The organism is Streptomyces sp. NPDC002698 (assembly GCF_042888945.1).
Taxonomy (GTDB): domain Bacteria; phylum Actinomycetota; class Actinomycetes; order Streptomycetales; family Streptomycetaceae; genus Streptomyces.
The window spans coordinates 47154-61518 of sequence record NZ_JBIAQM010000027.1 but is presented as its reverse complement, the minus strand read 5'-3'; the positions used below and the strand labels follow the sequence as shown (position 1 = coordinate 61518).

At 70.6% G+C, this 14365-nt stretch carries 15 protein-coding genes; 9 read left to right on the top strand and 6 right to left on the bottom strand.

From position 1 onward, the window contains the following. Positions 1 to 30 precede the first annotated feature (30 nt). A complete protein-coding gene (locus ACFYW9_RS29935) occupies positions 31 to 699 on the bottom strand; it encodes a hypothetical protein (protein ID WP_351862138.1) in 669 nt (222 codons plus the stop codon). Positions 700 to 855: 156 nt separating this feature from the next. On the opposite strand from ACFYW9_RS29935, the gene ACFYW9_RS29930 reads away from it, so the two are divergent. Further along, positions 856 to 1797 carry a DUF4232 domain-containing protein gene (locus ACFYW9_RS29930; protein ID WP_389156715.1) on the top strand — a complete coding sequence of 314 codons (942 nt, stop codon included), beginning with the start codon at positions 856 to 858 and terminating at the stop codon, positions 1795 to 1797. Between the two features lie 267 nt (positions 1798 to 2064). On the opposite strand, the gene ACFYW9_RS29925 is transcribed toward ACFYW9_RS29930, so the two are convergent. After that, positions 2065 to 3258 carry a PP2C family protein-serine/threonine phosphatase gene (locus ACFYW9_RS29925; protein WP_389156712.1) on the bottom strand — a complete coding sequence of 398 codons (1194 nt, stop codon included), beginning with the start codon at positions 3256 to 3258 and terminating at the stop codon, positions 2065 to 2067. After that, positions 3255 to 4847: an ATP-binding protein gene (locus ACFYW9_RS29920; protein ID WP_389156707.1), complete on the bottom strand. Its 1593-nt coding sequence runs from the start codon at positions 4845 to 4847 to the stop codon at positions 3255 to 3257. The genes ACFYW9_RS29925 and ACFYW9_RS29920 overlap by 4 nt, the downstream gene beginning before the upstream one ends. Positions 4848 to 4976: 129 nt before the next feature. Between ACFYW9_RS29920 and ACFYW9_RS29915 the strand changes: the two genes are divergently transcribed. Together ACFYW9_RS29915 and ACFYW9_RS29910 are read left to right on the top strand one after the other, a co-directional pair. Beyond that, positions 4977 to 5750 (top strand): response regulator, encoded by a 774-nt coding sequence (locus ACFYW9_RS29915; RefSeq protein WP_389156704.1) that lies wholly within the window; start codon positions 4977 to 4979, stop codon positions 5748 to 5750. A gap of 745 nt (positions 5751 to 6495) precedes the next feature. Further along, complete coding sequence (locus ACFYW9_RS29910; protein WP_389156701.1) at positions 6496 to 7140, top strand: GAP family protein; 645 nt, start codon at positions 6496 to 6498, stop codon at positions 7138 to 7140. Here ACFYW9_RS29910 and ACFYW9_RS29905 read toward each other — a convergent pair. Then, a complete protein-coding gene (locus tag ACFYW9_RS29905) occupies positions 7122 to 7325 on the bottom strand; it encodes a restriction endonuclease (protein ID WP_389156697.1) in 204 nt (67 codons plus the stop codon). The two genes, ACFYW9_RS29910 and ACFYW9_RS29905, sit on opposite strands and share 19 nt — an antisense overlap. A 362-nt stretch (positions 7326 to 7687) precedes the next feature. Beyond that, complete coding sequence (locus ACFYW9_RS29900; RefSeq protein WP_389156693.1) at positions 7688 to 8266, bottom strand: DUF5994 family protein; 579 nt, start codon at positions 8264 to 8266, stop codon at positions 7688 to 7690. Positions 8267 to 8350: 84 nt separating this feature from the next. On the opposite strand from ACFYW9_RS29900, the gene ACFYW9_RS29895 reads away from it, so the two are divergent. From ACFYW9_RS29895 to ACFYW9_RS29870, 6 genes are all read left to right on the top strand, one after another. Continuing rightward, positions 8351 to 8566, top strand: coding sequence for a hypothetical protein (locus ACFYW9_RS29895; protein ID WP_389156690.1), 216 nt, complete (start codon positions 8351 to 8353; stop codon positions 8564 to 8566). Positions 8567 to 8906: 340 nt separating this feature from the next. Continuing rightward, positions 8907 to 9908 (top strand): acyl-CoA desaturase, encoded by a 1002-nt coding sequence (locus ACFYW9_RS29890; RefSeq protein ID WP_389156687.1) that lies wholly within the window; start codon positions 8907 to 8909, stop codon positions 9906 to 9908. A gap of 33 nt (positions 9909 to 9941) precedes the next feature. Further along, positions 9942 to 10385 (top strand): DUF5994 family protein, encoded by a 444-nt coding sequence (locus tag ACFYW9_RS29885; RefSeq protein ID WP_389156684.1) that lies wholly within the window; start codon positions 9942 to 9944, stop codon positions 10383 to 10385. A gap of 580 nt (positions 10386 to 10965) precedes the next feature. Next, complete coding sequence (locus ACFYW9_RS29880) at positions 10966 to 11160, top strand: hypothetical protein (RefSeq protein WP_389156681.1); 195 nt, start codon at positions 10966 to 10968, stop codon at positions 11158 to 11160. Positions 11161 to 11245: 85 nt separating this feature from the next. Then, entirely contained in the window at positions 11246 to 11371 is a 126-nt protein-coding gene (locus ACFYW9_RS29875; RefSeq protein ID WP_389156678.1) for a hypothetical protein, read from the top strand. Next, positions 11371 to 11823 carry an SPFH domain-containing protein gene (locus tag ACFYW9_RS29870; protein WP_389156675.1) on the top strand — a complete coding sequence of 151 codons (453 nt, stop codon included), beginning with the start codon at positions 11371 to 11373 and terminating at the stop codon, positions 11821 to 11823. The genes ACFYW9_RS29875 and ACFYW9_RS29870 overlap by 1 nt, the downstream gene beginning before the upstream one ends. Positions 11824 to 11920: 97 nt before the next feature. On the opposite strand, the gene ACFYW9_RS29865 is transcribed toward ACFYW9_RS29870, so the two are convergent. After that, the gene (locus tag ACFYW9_RS29865; protein ID WP_389156672.1) at positions 11921 to 14341 is read right to left on the bottom strand and encodes a phosphoketolase; all 2421 of its coding nucleotides are present in this window, start codon (positions 14339 to 14341) and stop codon (positions 11921 to 11923) included. Positions 14342 to 14365 lie beyond the last annotated feature (24 nt).

Below are 14365 nucleotides of genomic sequence, written 5' to 3'. Positions count from 1 at the left end.
CGGAGGACGGTCGGTTCTTCCGGCCGTCCTTCAGCTCTTCTGGGCGCCCTTCAGGGCCGCCGTCGCGTCCTTGGCCGCCTTGATGGCACCCTTGTTGATCTCGTCGGTGGCGGGCGCCTTCTTCGTCTCGAAGTCGCTGCCGTTGTAGGTGACGACCACCAGGGCGTTGGACGCCCGGACGATCACCACGCCCTCACGGGTCTCCTGCTTGTCCTCGGTGCTGAGATTGACCACGGAGTAGGCGGAGTCGCCGACACCCGGCACCGCCCCGCCTCCGCTCTTGTCGGCGACGCGGTCCTTGTAGGCCTTCTCCGCGGCGGCGTCCGACTCCTTGATCTCGTACGAGACGTCGAGCCAGCGGTAGTCGAAGTCCTTCAGGGCGTTCCACGAGCAGGTGCGGCGCACCGCCTTGTCGGTCGACGCGATCTCCTGACCGGCCGTCTTGGCGCCGGGGACCAGGGACTTGATCGTGGCGACCTGGATGCCGCCACAGGGGGCGGGGGAGGCGGTGAACGTCTTGACGGCAGCCGACGCCGAAGGAGCCGACGATGCATCGGATGTCTGTTTTTGCGTCGATTTGTCCTCGGCGTTGGGGGTCGCTGCGGACGGGCCCGCGGCCAGGGCCCAGCCCGCGGAGGCGAGCAGAGCGACCGGCAACAGGCGCGCGGCGAGCGCGAGCGGCAGAGGAAGAGAACCCAAAGCGCACTTCTCGTGGGGGATGGTGCGGAGGAGTCCGCACTGCGGACGGGACGCCAGTGTCACACGAGACGCTGTGGTGCGGAAGGGCCGGCAGGCGTCATGCCCGTCTGATGACAGCGACTCACCTTGGCGCCGATTGACTGATGCTGTAGCAAGATGTCTGTTTTATTCGCCTCGGTGATCGCCGAGCATTCCGTCATTCCACCTCATCGCGGTCACGGCTACCGCTTCGAGGCGCGGACCGGGAGGACCTGCTCGACGCGGCCGACGGCCGCCCGCGACCGGGCCCAACTCGCCCTCTCCGCCTACGAGTCGGGCCCGATGACGCCCTCCGCCGGGCTTCCGTGCCATGATCGGCCCGTGATCGCGACAAGCCCGGAACGGGTCGGCACGGCAGCAGCCGCCGAGCGTCCGAGACGCGCCGGTGCCTCCACCGTCGCCGTGCCCCCGCGCGGTGACCGTTCCGGTACCGCCGGCATCCGGGCGAAGTGGGTCCGCCCGGTCGTCCTCGCCTGCCTGGTCGCGACGGCCACCGGTGGGTGCGGCCTGCCCGCCGAACTCGACCGTGAGCGCGACCCCGGGCGGACGCACGTCCCGGACCGGGCCTCCGGTCCGGATCCCCTCGTCATCGAAGTGCCCGAGCCCGAGCCCTCGAACTCGGTACCGGTGCAACAGGGCCGCGGCTGTCCGCCGTCCGGCCTGCGCCTCGACATCGGACCCGTCGACGCGGCCATGGGCCTGCGCGGTACGACCCTGACCCTCACCGACTGCGGCGAGCGGCCGTACAAGGTGAACGGCTACCCGGCCATCGCCCAGGTCCTCGACGAGGAGGGTGCCCCGATCGCCGGGGTGCACAGCGTGGTGGGGACGGACAAGGTGCCCATGGCGCCCGCCGACCCCGGTCCCGAGCCCTTCACGCTGAACCCGGGCGACAGCGCGCACGCGGTCCTCTACTGGCGGATGGCGGCCGAGCCCGGCGTGTATGTGCGCGTCGCACCGCGGAAGGGGCAGGAAGCCGTAACCCTGCGGGTGCCGGACCACCTCGACATCGGCCCGGAGAACACGCTGGGGACCACGGCCTGGGTGCCCGCGTCCTGAACACCGGCCGGTCGGCCCGCTCCGGGCCCCGCACTCCTGACCGGGCCGGCCGCACGGAGCGAGTGGGCGCGGGCGTGGTGGGCTGACGGCGCGGTACTGACCGGGGCGATGCCGCTGGACCTGTTGAGGCGCTGCGCTTCGATCTGGCTCGGGACGTGATGCACCGTCACGTGCGGTGGTGTCCACCGTCATGTGTGGTGGTGTCCACCGCCGCGGGCGGTCGTTCATGAGAATCAGGCGAGCTGCGGTCCTTGCGCGGATCGGTGCTCACCGGTTGTCCCAGTCGAGGCGTAGTACGGCGAGGTCGTCGGTGTGACGGCCGGCGTTCAACGCCTGGGTGTCGCTGATGAGGCGGTCGACGTGGGCGGCCGGGTCTGTCGGCGGCAGGTCGCGGATCAGCGCGAGGAGTCCTTCGACGCCGAGCCGCTCGGTGTTCGGGCCGTTGTGTCCCTCGGTGAGGCCGTCGGTGTAGAGGGTCAGGGCGCCGGCGGCCGGTAGCGGGGTCACCGTGGCAGGCCAGGTACCGAGTTCCGGGGCGATTCCCAGGGCCATTCCGTGTGCGGCGACCAGTTCACGGGTGCCTTCGGCGGTGGTGAGGAGGGGCTCGTGGTGGCCGGCCAGGTAGAGGGTGGCGGTGGCGGCCTTCTGGTCGAGGGTGAGGAGGGTGCAGGTGGCGAACAGGGGCTGGGGGCCGCGTTCGGCGATCAGGATGCGTTCCATGAGGCGCAGGAGGTCGGGGCCGTGATGTCCGCCGAGGACGAGGGAGCGCCAGGCGATGCGGAGGCAGACGCCGACCGCGGCGGCGTCCGAGCCGTGTCCGCTGACGTCGCCGACCACGGCGTGCAGGAGGCCGTCGTCGTTTTCGACGACATCGAGGAAGTCTCCCCCGAGCAGTGCTCTTTCGGAGCCGGGCAGGTAGCGGGTCGTCACCGTGACCGTGGAGGTGTCCAGGATGGGCCGGGGCAGCAGGCCCCGTTCGAGGCGGGCGTTCTCCTCGGCGTGCAGTCGGGCCTTCTGGGCCTCGGCGGTCGCGTGTTCGGTCTGGCTGCGGTAGACGGCGTAGCGGACGGTCCGGTGCAGCAGGTCGGCTTCGACCTTGCCTTTGACGAGGTAGTCCTGGGCGCCGGCGGCCATCGCCTCGGCTCCGGCCTGCGTCTCGGACAGGCCGGTGAAGACGATCACGGCGGTGTGGGGGGCGAGCTCCCGGACGGCGGCGATGGTCTCGGTGCCGGACCCGTCGGGCAGGTGGAGGTCGAGGAGGACGCAGTCGATCGCGCGGACGGCGAGTTCGGTGCGGGCTTCGGCGAGGGTGGTCCTCGTGGTGAGCTCGAAGCGCAGTCCCGTGTCCTGGAGGAGTTCCTCGACGAGCAGGGCGTCCGCCTGGTCGTCCTCGATGAGGAGGATGCGGTACGCCGGTTCCGGTGCGGGTCTGCCGGGGATGTCGGTGACGGGCGCGGTCACGGTGCCGGTTCCGTGTCGGCGCGGGTCGCTTCCGGCATGGTGGAGGGGCCCATGGCTTTGGGGGGTTCGCCGGAGAGGGTGAAGGTGATGCGGGCGCCGTCTCGGTAGCCGGGGTCGACGGAGATGGTGCCGCCGTGGAACTCGACGATCTTCTTGCACATGGCCAGGCCGATGCCGCTGCCCTTGTAAGCGTCTTTGGTGTGGAGTCGCTGGAAGATCACGAAGACCTTTTCGGCGTATTCGGGGGCGATGCCGATGCCGTTGTCGGTGATCGTGAACCGCCACAGCGCGTCTTCCCGTGTGGCGGAGATATGGATCTCGGGGGCGTGGTCGGGGCGGTGGAATTTGATGGCGTTGCCGATCAGGTTCTGCCAGAGCATGCCCATCTGGGTGGGGTCGGCGACCAGGGGCGGCAGCGGGTCGTGCGTGATCGAGGCGCCCGTCTCCTCGATGCTCACACTGAGGGAGGACAGGGTTCGCTCCAGCACGGAGCCGAGGTCGACGCTCTGGAGTTCGTGGTGGACGCGGCCGACGCGGGAGAAGTCGAGGAGGTCGTTGATGAGGGTCTGCATGCGGTTCGCGCCGTCGACCGCGTAGTCGATGTACTGGTCGGCCCGGGCGTCGAGTTGGCCGCCGTATCGGCGCTGCAGGAGCTGGGTGAAGCTGGAGACCTTGCGCAGCGGCTCCTGGAGGTCGTGGGAGGCCACGTACGCGAACTGCTCCAGCTCGGCGTTCGAGCGTTGCAGGTCGGCGGCCTGCGCGTCGAGGCGCAGGCGTGCCTCCTCGGTGAAGGCCAGCTCGCGTACGAGGCGCCGGCGCATGAAGTCGATCTCGCCGCTGAGCAGGCGCAGGTCCGCGGGCCCGGTGAGGGTGATGGGGTGGTCGAAGTCGCCGTCGGCGACAGCGCGGGCGTCCGCGCCGAGCTGGTCCAGGGGGACGGTGATGCCGCGGCGCAGTCCCTCGAAGACCGCCACCGTGAGAGCGGCGATGACGACCGCGATAGCGGTGAAGAGCCAGTTCCGCAGCACCATCGTGGCATCGAGGTCTTCCACCGCCTGCGCCCGCTCCGTCCGCAGCCGCTGCTGCTGACCGCTCAGGGCGCTGCGGAGCGCGTCGAAGGCCTTCTTGCCCGCCGCGGCCTCTTCGACAGTCAGCTGAGAGGGTGTTCCGGCGGGTGAGGCGGCGATCGGACGGGCGATCCTCGTCTGCCAGGTGTCCGCGGCGTCCTGGACGGTTTTCAGGTCCTTCAGGGCGGCCGCGTCACCGCGGAGGAGTTCTGTCAGGCGTGCCGTGTAGGTCGCCTGGTCGGTGAGCCCCTGCCGGTAGGGGGTGAGGAAGCCGGGGGTGCCGGTGACGCCGTATCCGCGAATACCGGTCTCCTGGTTGAGCAGCGCCGACTCCAGACGAAACGATGTGCTCAGGGCGGGAGACTTCACGTTCACGAGGTTCTCGCTGATCGATTGCGTCTGCGCCAGCACCCACGCTCCTGTCACCGCGAGGAGGGTGAGGACCGTCAGCGCGACGGCCGCCCCGGCGCGCAGCCACCGTCGGGTGGTCCAGGTGGAGGACCCCCGTGTACGCGCTCTCATGTTCCCGCTCATGCCGTGTACCCCTCCACTGTGATGACCGCCTGCAACATACGCGGGGCAGCGGCCACTGTAGAGGGCGTTCGACAACTGCGGTTGTCGCGGGGTCGGCCCGAGACTAAGGTGCCGCGTATGCCTGGCAAGAATTTCGTTTTGCGAACCACCCCGGAGGAGACGGCGGTTGTCGCGGACGCCGCGGTGGGCCGGCTCGCGAGGCGCCTTGCTCTGCAACTACTGGAAGAAGCCCCGCCCACGACGGAGGGGGATTCGGCGCGAGCCCTGGCTCTGCTCCACATGCTGGACCAGCTCCAACAGGCGGCCGAGCGCCTCCAGCGGGACGCGGCCGTGTCCGCGGCCCGCGTGGGAGCCGGATACCCGCAGATAGGTGCTGCCTGCGGCATGACCCGCCAGGGCGCCCGGCGTCGCTGGCCAGGGCTCTTCCACCACTCCCACGAAGCACCTATGGAGCATCCGATGATGACCACTCCCACTCGGCCCTTCGACGTTCTTCTCGTCGAGGACGACATGGCCGATGCCCTGCTCATCGAGGAAGCCCTCTCCGAGCGCGGGGCCCGCAACCTGGTCCAGGTCACCGACGGAGTCGCCGCACTCGAGCACCTGCGCGCGCCCGCCAGCGTGCGCCCGGACCTGATCGTCCTGGATCTGAACATGCCCCGGATGAACGGACGCGACCTCCTTCGCATCCTCAAGACGGACGAGAGCCTTCAGACCATCCCCGTGGTCGTGCTCACCACGTCCGCCGCTCCCGACGACGTCGCCGACGCGTACAGCAGCCACGCGAACGCCTACGTGACCAAGCCCGTCAACCTGGAGGAGTTCGAGCAGGCCGTCCAGAGCATCGACGCCTTCTACCTCGACACCGCCACCCGCCCGCCCCGCACCTGACCACCGCTGTCCGTGCCCGCCTGCCGATGGTTTCAGAATGAGGTTCGGAGTCGTCTCGAGCAGATGATGCCGCGGGCGGGCCGGAGCAGCGTGAGGTGGAGGCCGGCGCGTGTCTCGTAGCGGATCCGGAAAGACGAACCTCGCGGTGATCGTCAAGCGGGGCTCCGGCCGTGCACGCCGATGCCCGAGGCACGTCCCAAGGCGGACGGGGCCGGCACCACATCCAGGCGGCAGGGCCTTCCAGGTGGCCTGAAAGACGCCGACGGGGGCACTCGGCTCTTGCGGCGCCGGTGGGCGCCGCTCCCCCGAAGGAAAGAGAAACCCGTGTACATAGGCCTGGGCACCGTCGTCCTCATCATCGTGGTCGTCGCCGTCGTCATGATGCTGCGCCGCCGCTGATCCACGCCCCGTTCTCCGCGCGATCCACGATGAACGCCCCCGCCCCGGATGTCCTTTTCAGGGCGTGCCTGGTCGCGACCGGCGGAGAACGGAGGCGGCTCGGTGCGGACATCGCGGAGAGCGGCTCCGGGCAGGGAGGGACGTGGCGGAAAGCGGGAGTTCGGTGCCGTGGCGGTCGAGTTCCGGGCCTGGTGCATACGAGGACGTGGGCGTGGTCTGCTTGACCGGCCGGGACACCCCCTGCAGGGTCGGGATGCGGCGCCACGAGTGCGTTGCCCGACTCTGCCGACCGGCCCGCCCGTCCCCAGACGGTAGACGGTCCTGATCTTCAGGAGCGACGTATCCGATGGTCCTCGACCTGCTCGTGATCGGTACGGCCGTCACCCTGGGGCCTTTGCACAACAGCGCCTTCATCCTGCTGCTCTCCTCGCGGCGCGGCGTTCGCCAGGGTCTGGCGTTCCTGCTGTCGTGGCTGGCCAACCTGATCGTGGTGATCGTCTGTGTGGTGCTGCTGACGGGCGGTCAGCCCCCGGCCCGTCACAGCGTGCCCTCGACCGCGACGATCGCCGCGAAACTCGCCATCGGCCTCGCACTGGTGCTGTACGGCGCGCACCGGCGCCGCCGGCCGCCCCGCCCGCACGGCCCTCCACGCTGGACCACCCGGATCGACAACGCCTCCCCGGCCACGGCGGCCGGCCTGGCATGGCTGCTGCAGCCCTGGGCCATGGTCGGCGCCGGAGCCGCGACCGCCGTCGACGCAGACCTCTCCACCCTCACCGACTGGCTCGCGCTGACCGGCTACTGCCTGCTGGCCACGCTCAGCCTCATCATCATGGAGATGTACACGGTCTGGGCGCCCACGGCCGCCAACGCCCGGTTGAACGCCCTGCGCGGCTGGCTGGAGCAGCACCAGGAGCAGTTGATCGTCACGCTCTCACTGCTCCTCGGTCTGTACCTCATGGCCCGGAGCATCTACGAACTGGTCGCCTGACGGCAGCTGGGTGATTGTGCTGCTCGGCGCGTACCGCCGCATCGGATCACCATGGCCCGGCCGTCCGGAAGACGCCCGAGGACGTCAGCGCCCTTGCCGTGCGGCCCGCCCACCCGCCGAACCTCCGTGCACCCGTCGCGGCGGCACGAGCTCGCGACCCGTTCCTCGAACTCCGTGCCGGTCATGACGTCCGCCTCGGCGACGGTCCGGCGGCCAGGCTTCCATCCCACGTCCTGTCGCCGGCGGCGGTCCCGGGCATGCGCGATCCGGTCCGTGCGCCACGACCACCAGCCGTGGCTCCGACACCGCCCGAGGAGCAGGGCCGCCGTGGCATAGGGCCACACGGCCGACCGGAACGTCGTCAGGAGGACCGGCAGCACGCCGCGAGGGATCACAGCCGAGTCAGTCGCGCCTTCCGCCGCTTGCGGGCAGTTGCACCCCGCCCACGTCCCGGATGGGCAGTGGCCGTAGCGCTGGTGCCCCAGCGGTCGGTGACGGCAGGGGCCTGGAGCAGGGCCCGAAGGCGGCTTTTTTGCCGCCGTGCACCTCACATACCGATGATCAGTCGGCTGGCCTTCCTCGGGACAGCCACGGTGACCTGCGAGGTGCCGCCCTCGGACTCCCATGCCGTCTCCGCGTCCTGCACCTGGTTGGGCACGCAGACGTCGTGCAGGGCCCGGTCGGCGGTGATGAGCACGCTCGCGGTCAGTGGCGGGCCGCCGTATTCGGATGCCGCCGCCATCAGACGTCCGGCTGCTTCCGGGCCGGTCTCGGGCGGGATCACCAGCAGGTCCCAGCGGCCGGTGCCGTAGGACAACAGCAGAAGCTTGTGCGGGTCGATCTCCGGAGTGAACCAGCCGACCTTCACGACATGACCGCTGACGGGCACCTTGTGAGGGATGACCGGCCAGTGCTCGGGGTTGACGGCGATATGGGTGATGCGGCCCCACAGGGGGTCCAAGGCATCAGTGAGCGCGGGCAGTTCGCGCAGCAGGTCGCGGGACCGCGGCCACCAGGCGCCGTCCAGGAGTCCGCGGGAGGGGGCGTCGGCCTTCAGCACGAGACGGGCGGGAGGCGCTGCGACGGGTGCGAGCCGCGGCAGAGTTGCTTCGAAGGTCGCGGTCATGATGAGGACCCGTCTCCGGGCCGCCCGTGAAGTCGCGGCCCGGGTTTCACCTTTCGCCGGGAACGACCCGGCGTGGAAGCCGGTGTGCGAAATGCTCTCGGTGCCTTCACCGTACTCCTTCTCCTGGCCTTCCTGGCCTTCCTGGCCTTCCTGGCCTTCCTGGTCCTGCCGCGGCTGTCGTACGGGCAGGAGTACGGTGAAGACGTCGAGGGCACGTCGTACGCCGGTGATCGCACGGGCCTCGTCCTCGTCGCAAGAGAGACGCGGGCCGCACAGGTCCGGGCAGGTTCCGCCCCGTGACATCCGAAGCCGCGCACCGCCTACCCCGTTCCGAGGTCACGCACGAGCGCGCAGGGCCGGGTGGAGGTCCGCGTGGTCGCCGCGGACCGTGAAGCGGTTCGGCGCGTCCCGGACGCGCTCCGGTTACTTTTCGCCGGCGCCGAGCGGCGTCGCGGCCCCCTCGCGAGCGGGGACGCGACCGCACCTCACAGCGGACGCCTCGCACGGCGCGGGTCCGCTCCGCTCCGCTCCTGGCCCGGCTTCGGAGGACCGTCCGCCGATCGTACCCACCCACCCGCCGTCGAAGAGGCGCAGCCCAAGACCCCGGCCGCACTGTCGTCACCGAGGTCAAGGACCGCCCATGTCTTTCCCGTCTCTCCGTCCCCCGTCCGTCGCTCAGCCGGAAAGCGCCCCGCCGCTCCTGGAGTACGACGGGAGGGCACCTTTCCCGCGCGGCGGAACGGCGTGCGAGCGCACCGGCAACGAGCGGCTGTCTCTCACGATCACGGCGTTGATCGTCTTCCTGCCGTTCCTGGCACTCGGCCTGGCCGGATGGCTGCTGTGGGGGCGCCTGGTCCATCCTGTCGATGTGCTGCTCGCCGCGGTGCTCTACACGGTCACGGGCCTCGGCGTCACAGTCGGCTTCCACCGGGGCCTGACCCATGGCGGCTACCGGGCCGTACGGCCCCTGCGCATAGCGCTCGCGACGGCCGGGTCGATGAGCTTCCAGGGTGACGTGATCGGCTGGGTCGCCATCCACCGTCGCCACCACGCCTTCACCGACCGGCCGGGCGATCCGCATTCTCCGTACCGCTACGGCACGTCTGCGCGCGGCCAGTTGCGGGGTCTGGTGGACGCCCACGTGGGCTGGCTGTTCCGCAACGACCCCACGTCCGCGGTGCGTTACGCTCCCGACCTCGTCGCCGACCGCGACATCCGGGCCGTGTCCCGGGCCTTCCCGGCCCTGTGCGTGCTCACCCTCGTCATACCCTTCGCCGTGGGCGGGCTGATCGGCGGCACGTGGATGTCCGCTCTGACCGCCCTGCTGTGGGCGGGACTTGTCCGCATCGCCCTGCTCCACCACGTCACCTGGAGCGTGAACTCCCTCTGCCATGTGATCGGCGAGCGTCCGTTTCGCACCCGTCTCCACGACCGCGCCACCAACCTGTGGCCTCTGGCCCTGCTCTCTTTCGGAGAGAGCTGGCACAACCTCCACCACGCCGACCCCACCAGTGCCCGGCACGGCGTCGACCGCGGCCAGTTCGACCTCTCCGCCGCCGTCATCCGCCTTTTCGAACGCCTCGGCTGGGTCAGGGACGTGCGCTGGCCCACCCCGGACCGTATCGCCGCCCGTCGCGCGTGAACCCGATGGACCGTGTCCCCTTCAGGAGTTCTCATGACACTCGCTCCCCCGCCCCCGCCCCCGCTCTCCTCGGCGTCCGGCGTCCGTCTGCGTCTGTCGGCCCAGCCGGCACAGGGCCGCATGCCCCGTCGCATCGACGGCGCCTGGTGGCCCCGCTCTGCCGATCTGACGTCCGAACTGCCCCAGCTGCTGGGCGGACTGCCACCCGGCTGGGGTCACATCAGCAGCGTCCTGGTGGACGAGGCCGTATGGGCGCCGTTCCCCGGGCGGTTGCTCGTCGCCGATCAGGTGGTACGCCTGCGCCGGACGACCAGCCGGCACGCCCCGTCCACCATCTGTCTGCTGGCGCCCGGCCGCGGCCGATGGGACCTGCTGGTCGTACCGCCCGCGGCCACGGAGGCGGAGGCCGGGTGGCTCATGGACAGCATGGACACCGCCGCGAAGGACGGCCTGGGGTCGGGAACCGCTGTCCGTTGACGGTGTCTCTGCCGGACCGGCCGTGGGCTCGTGGCACCCAGGGGTGCTGTGGGCCCGGGGGTGTTGTCACCGCACCGGTTGAGGGCCGTCAGTGTCTTCGGTCCGGCACCGAGCGGCGCAGCCCGGAGCGGTGGAGGCCGGTGGCGCTGCGGTGACCACGACCGGGCGGGGCGGGGCGCTCGTTCCCCGTCCTGCGGCAGCCGTGTTGTCCGGACGCGGAGTCCGTCCGGACCCTCGGCGGAGTACGCTCGGTGCTACCGAGGGTATTTCGCGCACCGGCTCCCATGTCCGTGTCGCTTTCGGCGATTTGATCACCTCGGGCCGGTCGCAGTCGGTCCGGAGCCGGGTTCGTGCCATGAATGCGACCGTTTCCCCCACACCGATCCCCGAAATCTCGCCCCCCTCTTCGTCCTTCCGGATGCCTTCCGCTTCCCTTGGCCCCTCGCCGACGGCCTGGCTCGCTCCGCTGTGGGGTCGGGTCACCGGCGACCCGGCGGACCACCCGTACCGGTCGGCTGTCCCGGGCTCGGTGCCCGTAGGTGGGCAGGTGCAGCCGACTCCCGCCTCGGCTCTTTGGCTGATGGCCGCCGGGAGAGACTGTCTGCGCACCTCGCACGCGGGCCGGCTGATGGTGGAGGCGGCGAGCCTGCGCACGGTCTCGGAGACCGACCGGGCTGTCGAGACGGCCTGGGACTCGGAAGGGGACCAGGCGGTCCGCGAGCCGGCGGTACGCCCGCAGATCCCGGTCGTTTCCGCTCCGCCGACGGTGAGATGAGGACCGTGGAGGTGCTGTGACCACCACGGCCGCAGCCGGACCATGCCGGGCGGGCGCACCCGGAGGTGAGGGAGGAAGAGCCGCCGTGAGCACCGTCGGGCTCCTGACGGACGGTGGCGGCGAGCCGGTCCTTCCCGGCACCGTGGTCCTGCGGATGGAGACGACAGCCGAGCCCGCGGGACCTTTGACCGCGCGGAACTCAAGAAGGTGATGGACGCCCCCACCGAGGAGCCCTGGGGACTGCGCATCGAACGCGTGGAGATCAAGGACATCGCCCTTCCGGAGTCGATGATGCACTCGATGTCCAAGCAGGCCGAGGCGGAGCGGGAACGTCGTGCCCGGGTCATCGCCGCAGACGGAGAGTTCGAGGCGTCCCAGCGGCTGACCGACGCCGCCACCACCATGGCCGACACCCCCGGAGCCCTCCAACTGCGCCTGCTGCAGACCGTGGTGGACGTATCCGCCGAGAAGAACAGCACCCTCGTGATGCCGTTCCCCGTGGAGACGCTCCGCTTCTTCGAGCACCAGAGCAGGGAAACCGACGGCGCGTCCGACGGACGGGTCACGCACCGGAGGGCCAGCGCGTCCTGCCGCGCCCGCGGGCGTCGTGATCCCCGAACCCGCCATCCCGGCACCGGCCCATCGCGCCCGCCCTCTCGCTGAGCGGAGAACGGGTCGGCTCCGGCGGCGAGCGCGGCCAGTACGGCCTTCGCGTCTTCGGTGGCGGCGTCCCCGACCCGCGGCTCGGCCACCCGGGTGGTCACTGACTCCAGGTCCATTCGGTGACCTCGGGCAGGTCCGCGCCATGGGCGCGGATCCAGTCGTGGTGGCGGTAGCGGACGTCGACCATCCGCTGCCGCAGCGCCGCGGCCCGGACCGAGAGACCGGGCACCCGGTCGATGACGTCCATGACCAGCCGGTACCGGTCGAGGTCGTTGCGTACGACCATGTCGAACGGGGTCGTGGTGGTGCCCTCCTCCTTGTAGCCGCGCACGTGCAGGTGCGGGTGGTTGGCGCGGCGGTAGGCGAGCCGGTGGATCAGCCACGGATAGCCGTGGTACGCGAAGACGACGGGCTTGTCGGGGGTGAACAGTGCGTCGTACTCGCTCTCGGGCATGCCGTGCGGGTGTTCCTCCGCGGGAAGCAGCCGGGCGATGTCGACGACGTTGACCACGCGTACCGCCAGTTCGGGCAGATGGAGACGGAGCAGCGAGGCGGCGGCCAGCACTTCGAGGGTGGGTACGTCGCCCGCGCAGGCGAGCACCACGTCCGGCTCACCGCGCTCGGACTCGGTGCCGGCCCAGGACCAGATCCCGGCGCCGCGGGCGCAGTGCGCGCGGGCGGCGTCGAGGTCGAGCCAGTCGAAGCAGGGCTGCTTGCCCGCGACGACGACATTGACGTAGTCGCGGCTGCGCAGCACGTGATCCGCCACGGACAGCAGGGTGTTGGTGTCCGGGGGGTAGTAGACCCGCACGACCTCCGGCGACTTGTTGAGCACGTGGTCGACGAAACCGGGGTCCTGGTGCGAGAAGCCGTTGTTGTCCTGGCGCCAGACGTGCGAGGTGAGCAGGTAGTTGAGGGAGGCGATCGGGCGGCGCCAGGGGAGCCGGCGGGCGACGCGCAGCCACTTGATGTGCTGGTTCGCCATGGAGTCGACGATGTGGACGAAGGCCTCGTAGCAGGAGAACAGGCCATGCCGCCCGGTGAGGAGATAGCCCTCCAGCCAGCCCTGGCAGGTGTGTTCGGACAGGATCTCCATCACCCGGCCGCCGCGTTCCAGGTGCTCGTCCGTCGGCAGTACCTGGGCCTCCCACGCCTTGCCGCTCGCCTCGTAGACGGCCTGGAGGCGATTGGAGGCCGTCTCGTCCGGGCCGACCAGGCGGAAGTCCCGCCGCTCGGCCGTGTCGGCCATCACCCGTGCCAGCAGGTCGCCGAGGACACGGGTCGGCTCATGGGCTGTCGCGCCGGGCTTGTCGACCGGGACGGCGAACTGTTCCAGGGGCGGGAGAGGCAGGTCGTGCAGCAGCAGACCGCCGTTGGTGTGCGGGTTGGCGCCCAGGCGGTGCGTGCCGTCGGGGACGCAGGCCAGGACCTGTGCCCGGGGGTGTCCGTGCTCGTCGAAGAGTTCCTCCGGCCGGTAGGAGCGCAGCCATCGTTCCAACTGCCGCAGGTGGTCCGGGTTTTCGCGTACGGACGGCAGCGGGACCTGGTGCGCCCGCCAGGTGCCCTCAACGGGGAGGCCGTCGACCTCGGCCGGTCCGGTCCAGCCCTTGGGTGTGCGCAGCACGATCACCGGCCACCGTGGGCGTTCCGTGACGGCGGAACCGGTGCCCTCGGTGCGGGCGGCGTGCTGGAGGGCGGCGATGCGGTCCAGGGCCTCGTCCATGGCGCGGGCCATCGCCTGGTGGACGGCGCGGGGGTCGTTCCCGGTGACATGGAGGGGCTCGTGGCCGTATCCCCGGAGCAGGGAGTCGAGTTCGGGCTCCGGTATCCGGGCCAGGACCGTCGGGTTGGCGATCTTGTAGCCGTTGAGGTGCAGGATCGGCAGGACGGCGCCGTCGCGTACCGGGTCGAGGAACTTGTCGGAGTGCCAGGAGGCGGCCAGTGGGCCCGTCTCGGCCTCACCGTCGCCGATCACGCACGTCACCAGGAGCCCGGGGTTGTCGAACGCGGCTCCGTACGCGTGCGAGAGGGAGTAGCCCAGCTCGCCACCCTCGTGGATCGATCCGGGGGTCTCGGGCGCGACATGACTGGGGATGCCGCCCGGGAAGGAGAACTGCCGGAAGAGGCGGGCCATGCCGGCCGCGTCCCGCGCGATGTCCGGGTACGTCTCGGTGTAGCTGCCCTCCAGCCAGGAGTTCGCCACCACGGCGGGCCCGCCGTGACCTGGCCCCCAGACACAGATCGCGTCCAAGTTCCTTGCCTTCACGACCCTGTTGAGGTGCGTGTGGACCAGATTCAGTCCCGGTGAGGTGCCCCAGTGCCCCAGCAGCCGCGGCTTGACGTGCTCAAGAGCCAGGGGCTCGGTCAGCAGCGGGTTGGACAGGAGGTAGATCTGCCCGACGGCCAGATAGTTCGCCGCCCGCCAGTGGGCGTCCAGCGTGCTCAGTTCCTCCTCGTCGATGGTGCCGATGCCGTCAGGGGTGTCGAGGGAGGTCTCGCGAGGGAGGTCGAGTGGCATGACGAACCCGTCTTTTGGAGGGTT

Bases quoted from the DNA above. Each gene is read 5' to 3' on its own strand.
- ACFYW9_RS29910 (WP_389156701.1), top strand. From the start codon at position 6,496: ATGGTCCTCGACCTGCTCGTGATCGGTACGGCCGTCACCCTGGGGCCT.
- ACFYW9_RS29915 (WP_389156704.1), top strand. From the start codon at position 4,977: ATGCCTGGCAAGAATTTCGTTTTGCGAACCACCCCGGAGGAGACGGCG.
- ACFYW9_RS29865 (WP_389156672.1), bottom strand. From the start codon at position 14,341: ATGCCACTCGACCTCCCTCGCGAGACCTCCCTCGACACCCCTGACGGC.
- ACFYW9_RS29870 (WP_389156675.1), top strand. From the start codon at position 11,371: ATGGACGCCCCCACCGAGGAGCCCTGGGGACTGCGCATCGAACGCGTG.
- ACFYW9_RS29900 (WP_389156693.1), bottom strand. From the start codon at position 8,266: ATGACCGCGACCTTCGAAGCAACTCTGCCGCGGCTCGCACCCGTCGCA.
- ACFYW9_RS29920 (WP_389156707.1), bottom strand. From the start codon at position 4,847: ATGAGAGCGCGTACACGGGGGTCCTCCACCTGGACCACCCGACGGTGG.
- ACFYW9_RS29930 (WP_389156715.1), top strand. From the start codon at position 856: ATGTCTGTTTTATTCGCCTCGGTGATCGCCGAGCATTCCGTCATTCCA.
- ACFYW9_RS29885 (WP_389156684.1), top strand. From the start codon at position 9,942: ATGACACTCGCTCCCCCGCCCCCGCCCCCGCTCTCCTCGGCGTCCGGC.
- ACFYW9_RS29890 (WP_389156687.1), top strand. From the start codon at position 8,907: ATGTCTTTCCCGTCTCTCCGTCCCCCGTCCGTCGCTCAGCCGGAAAGC.
- ACFYW9_RS29880 (WP_389156681.1), top strand. From the start codon at position 10,966: ATGGCCGCCGGGAGAGACTGTCTGCGCACCTCGCACGCGGGCCGGCTG.
- ACFYW9_RS29905 (WP_389156697.1), bottom strand. From the start codon at position 7,325: ATGACCGGCACGGAGTTCGAGGAACGGGTCGCGAGCTCGTGCCGCCGC.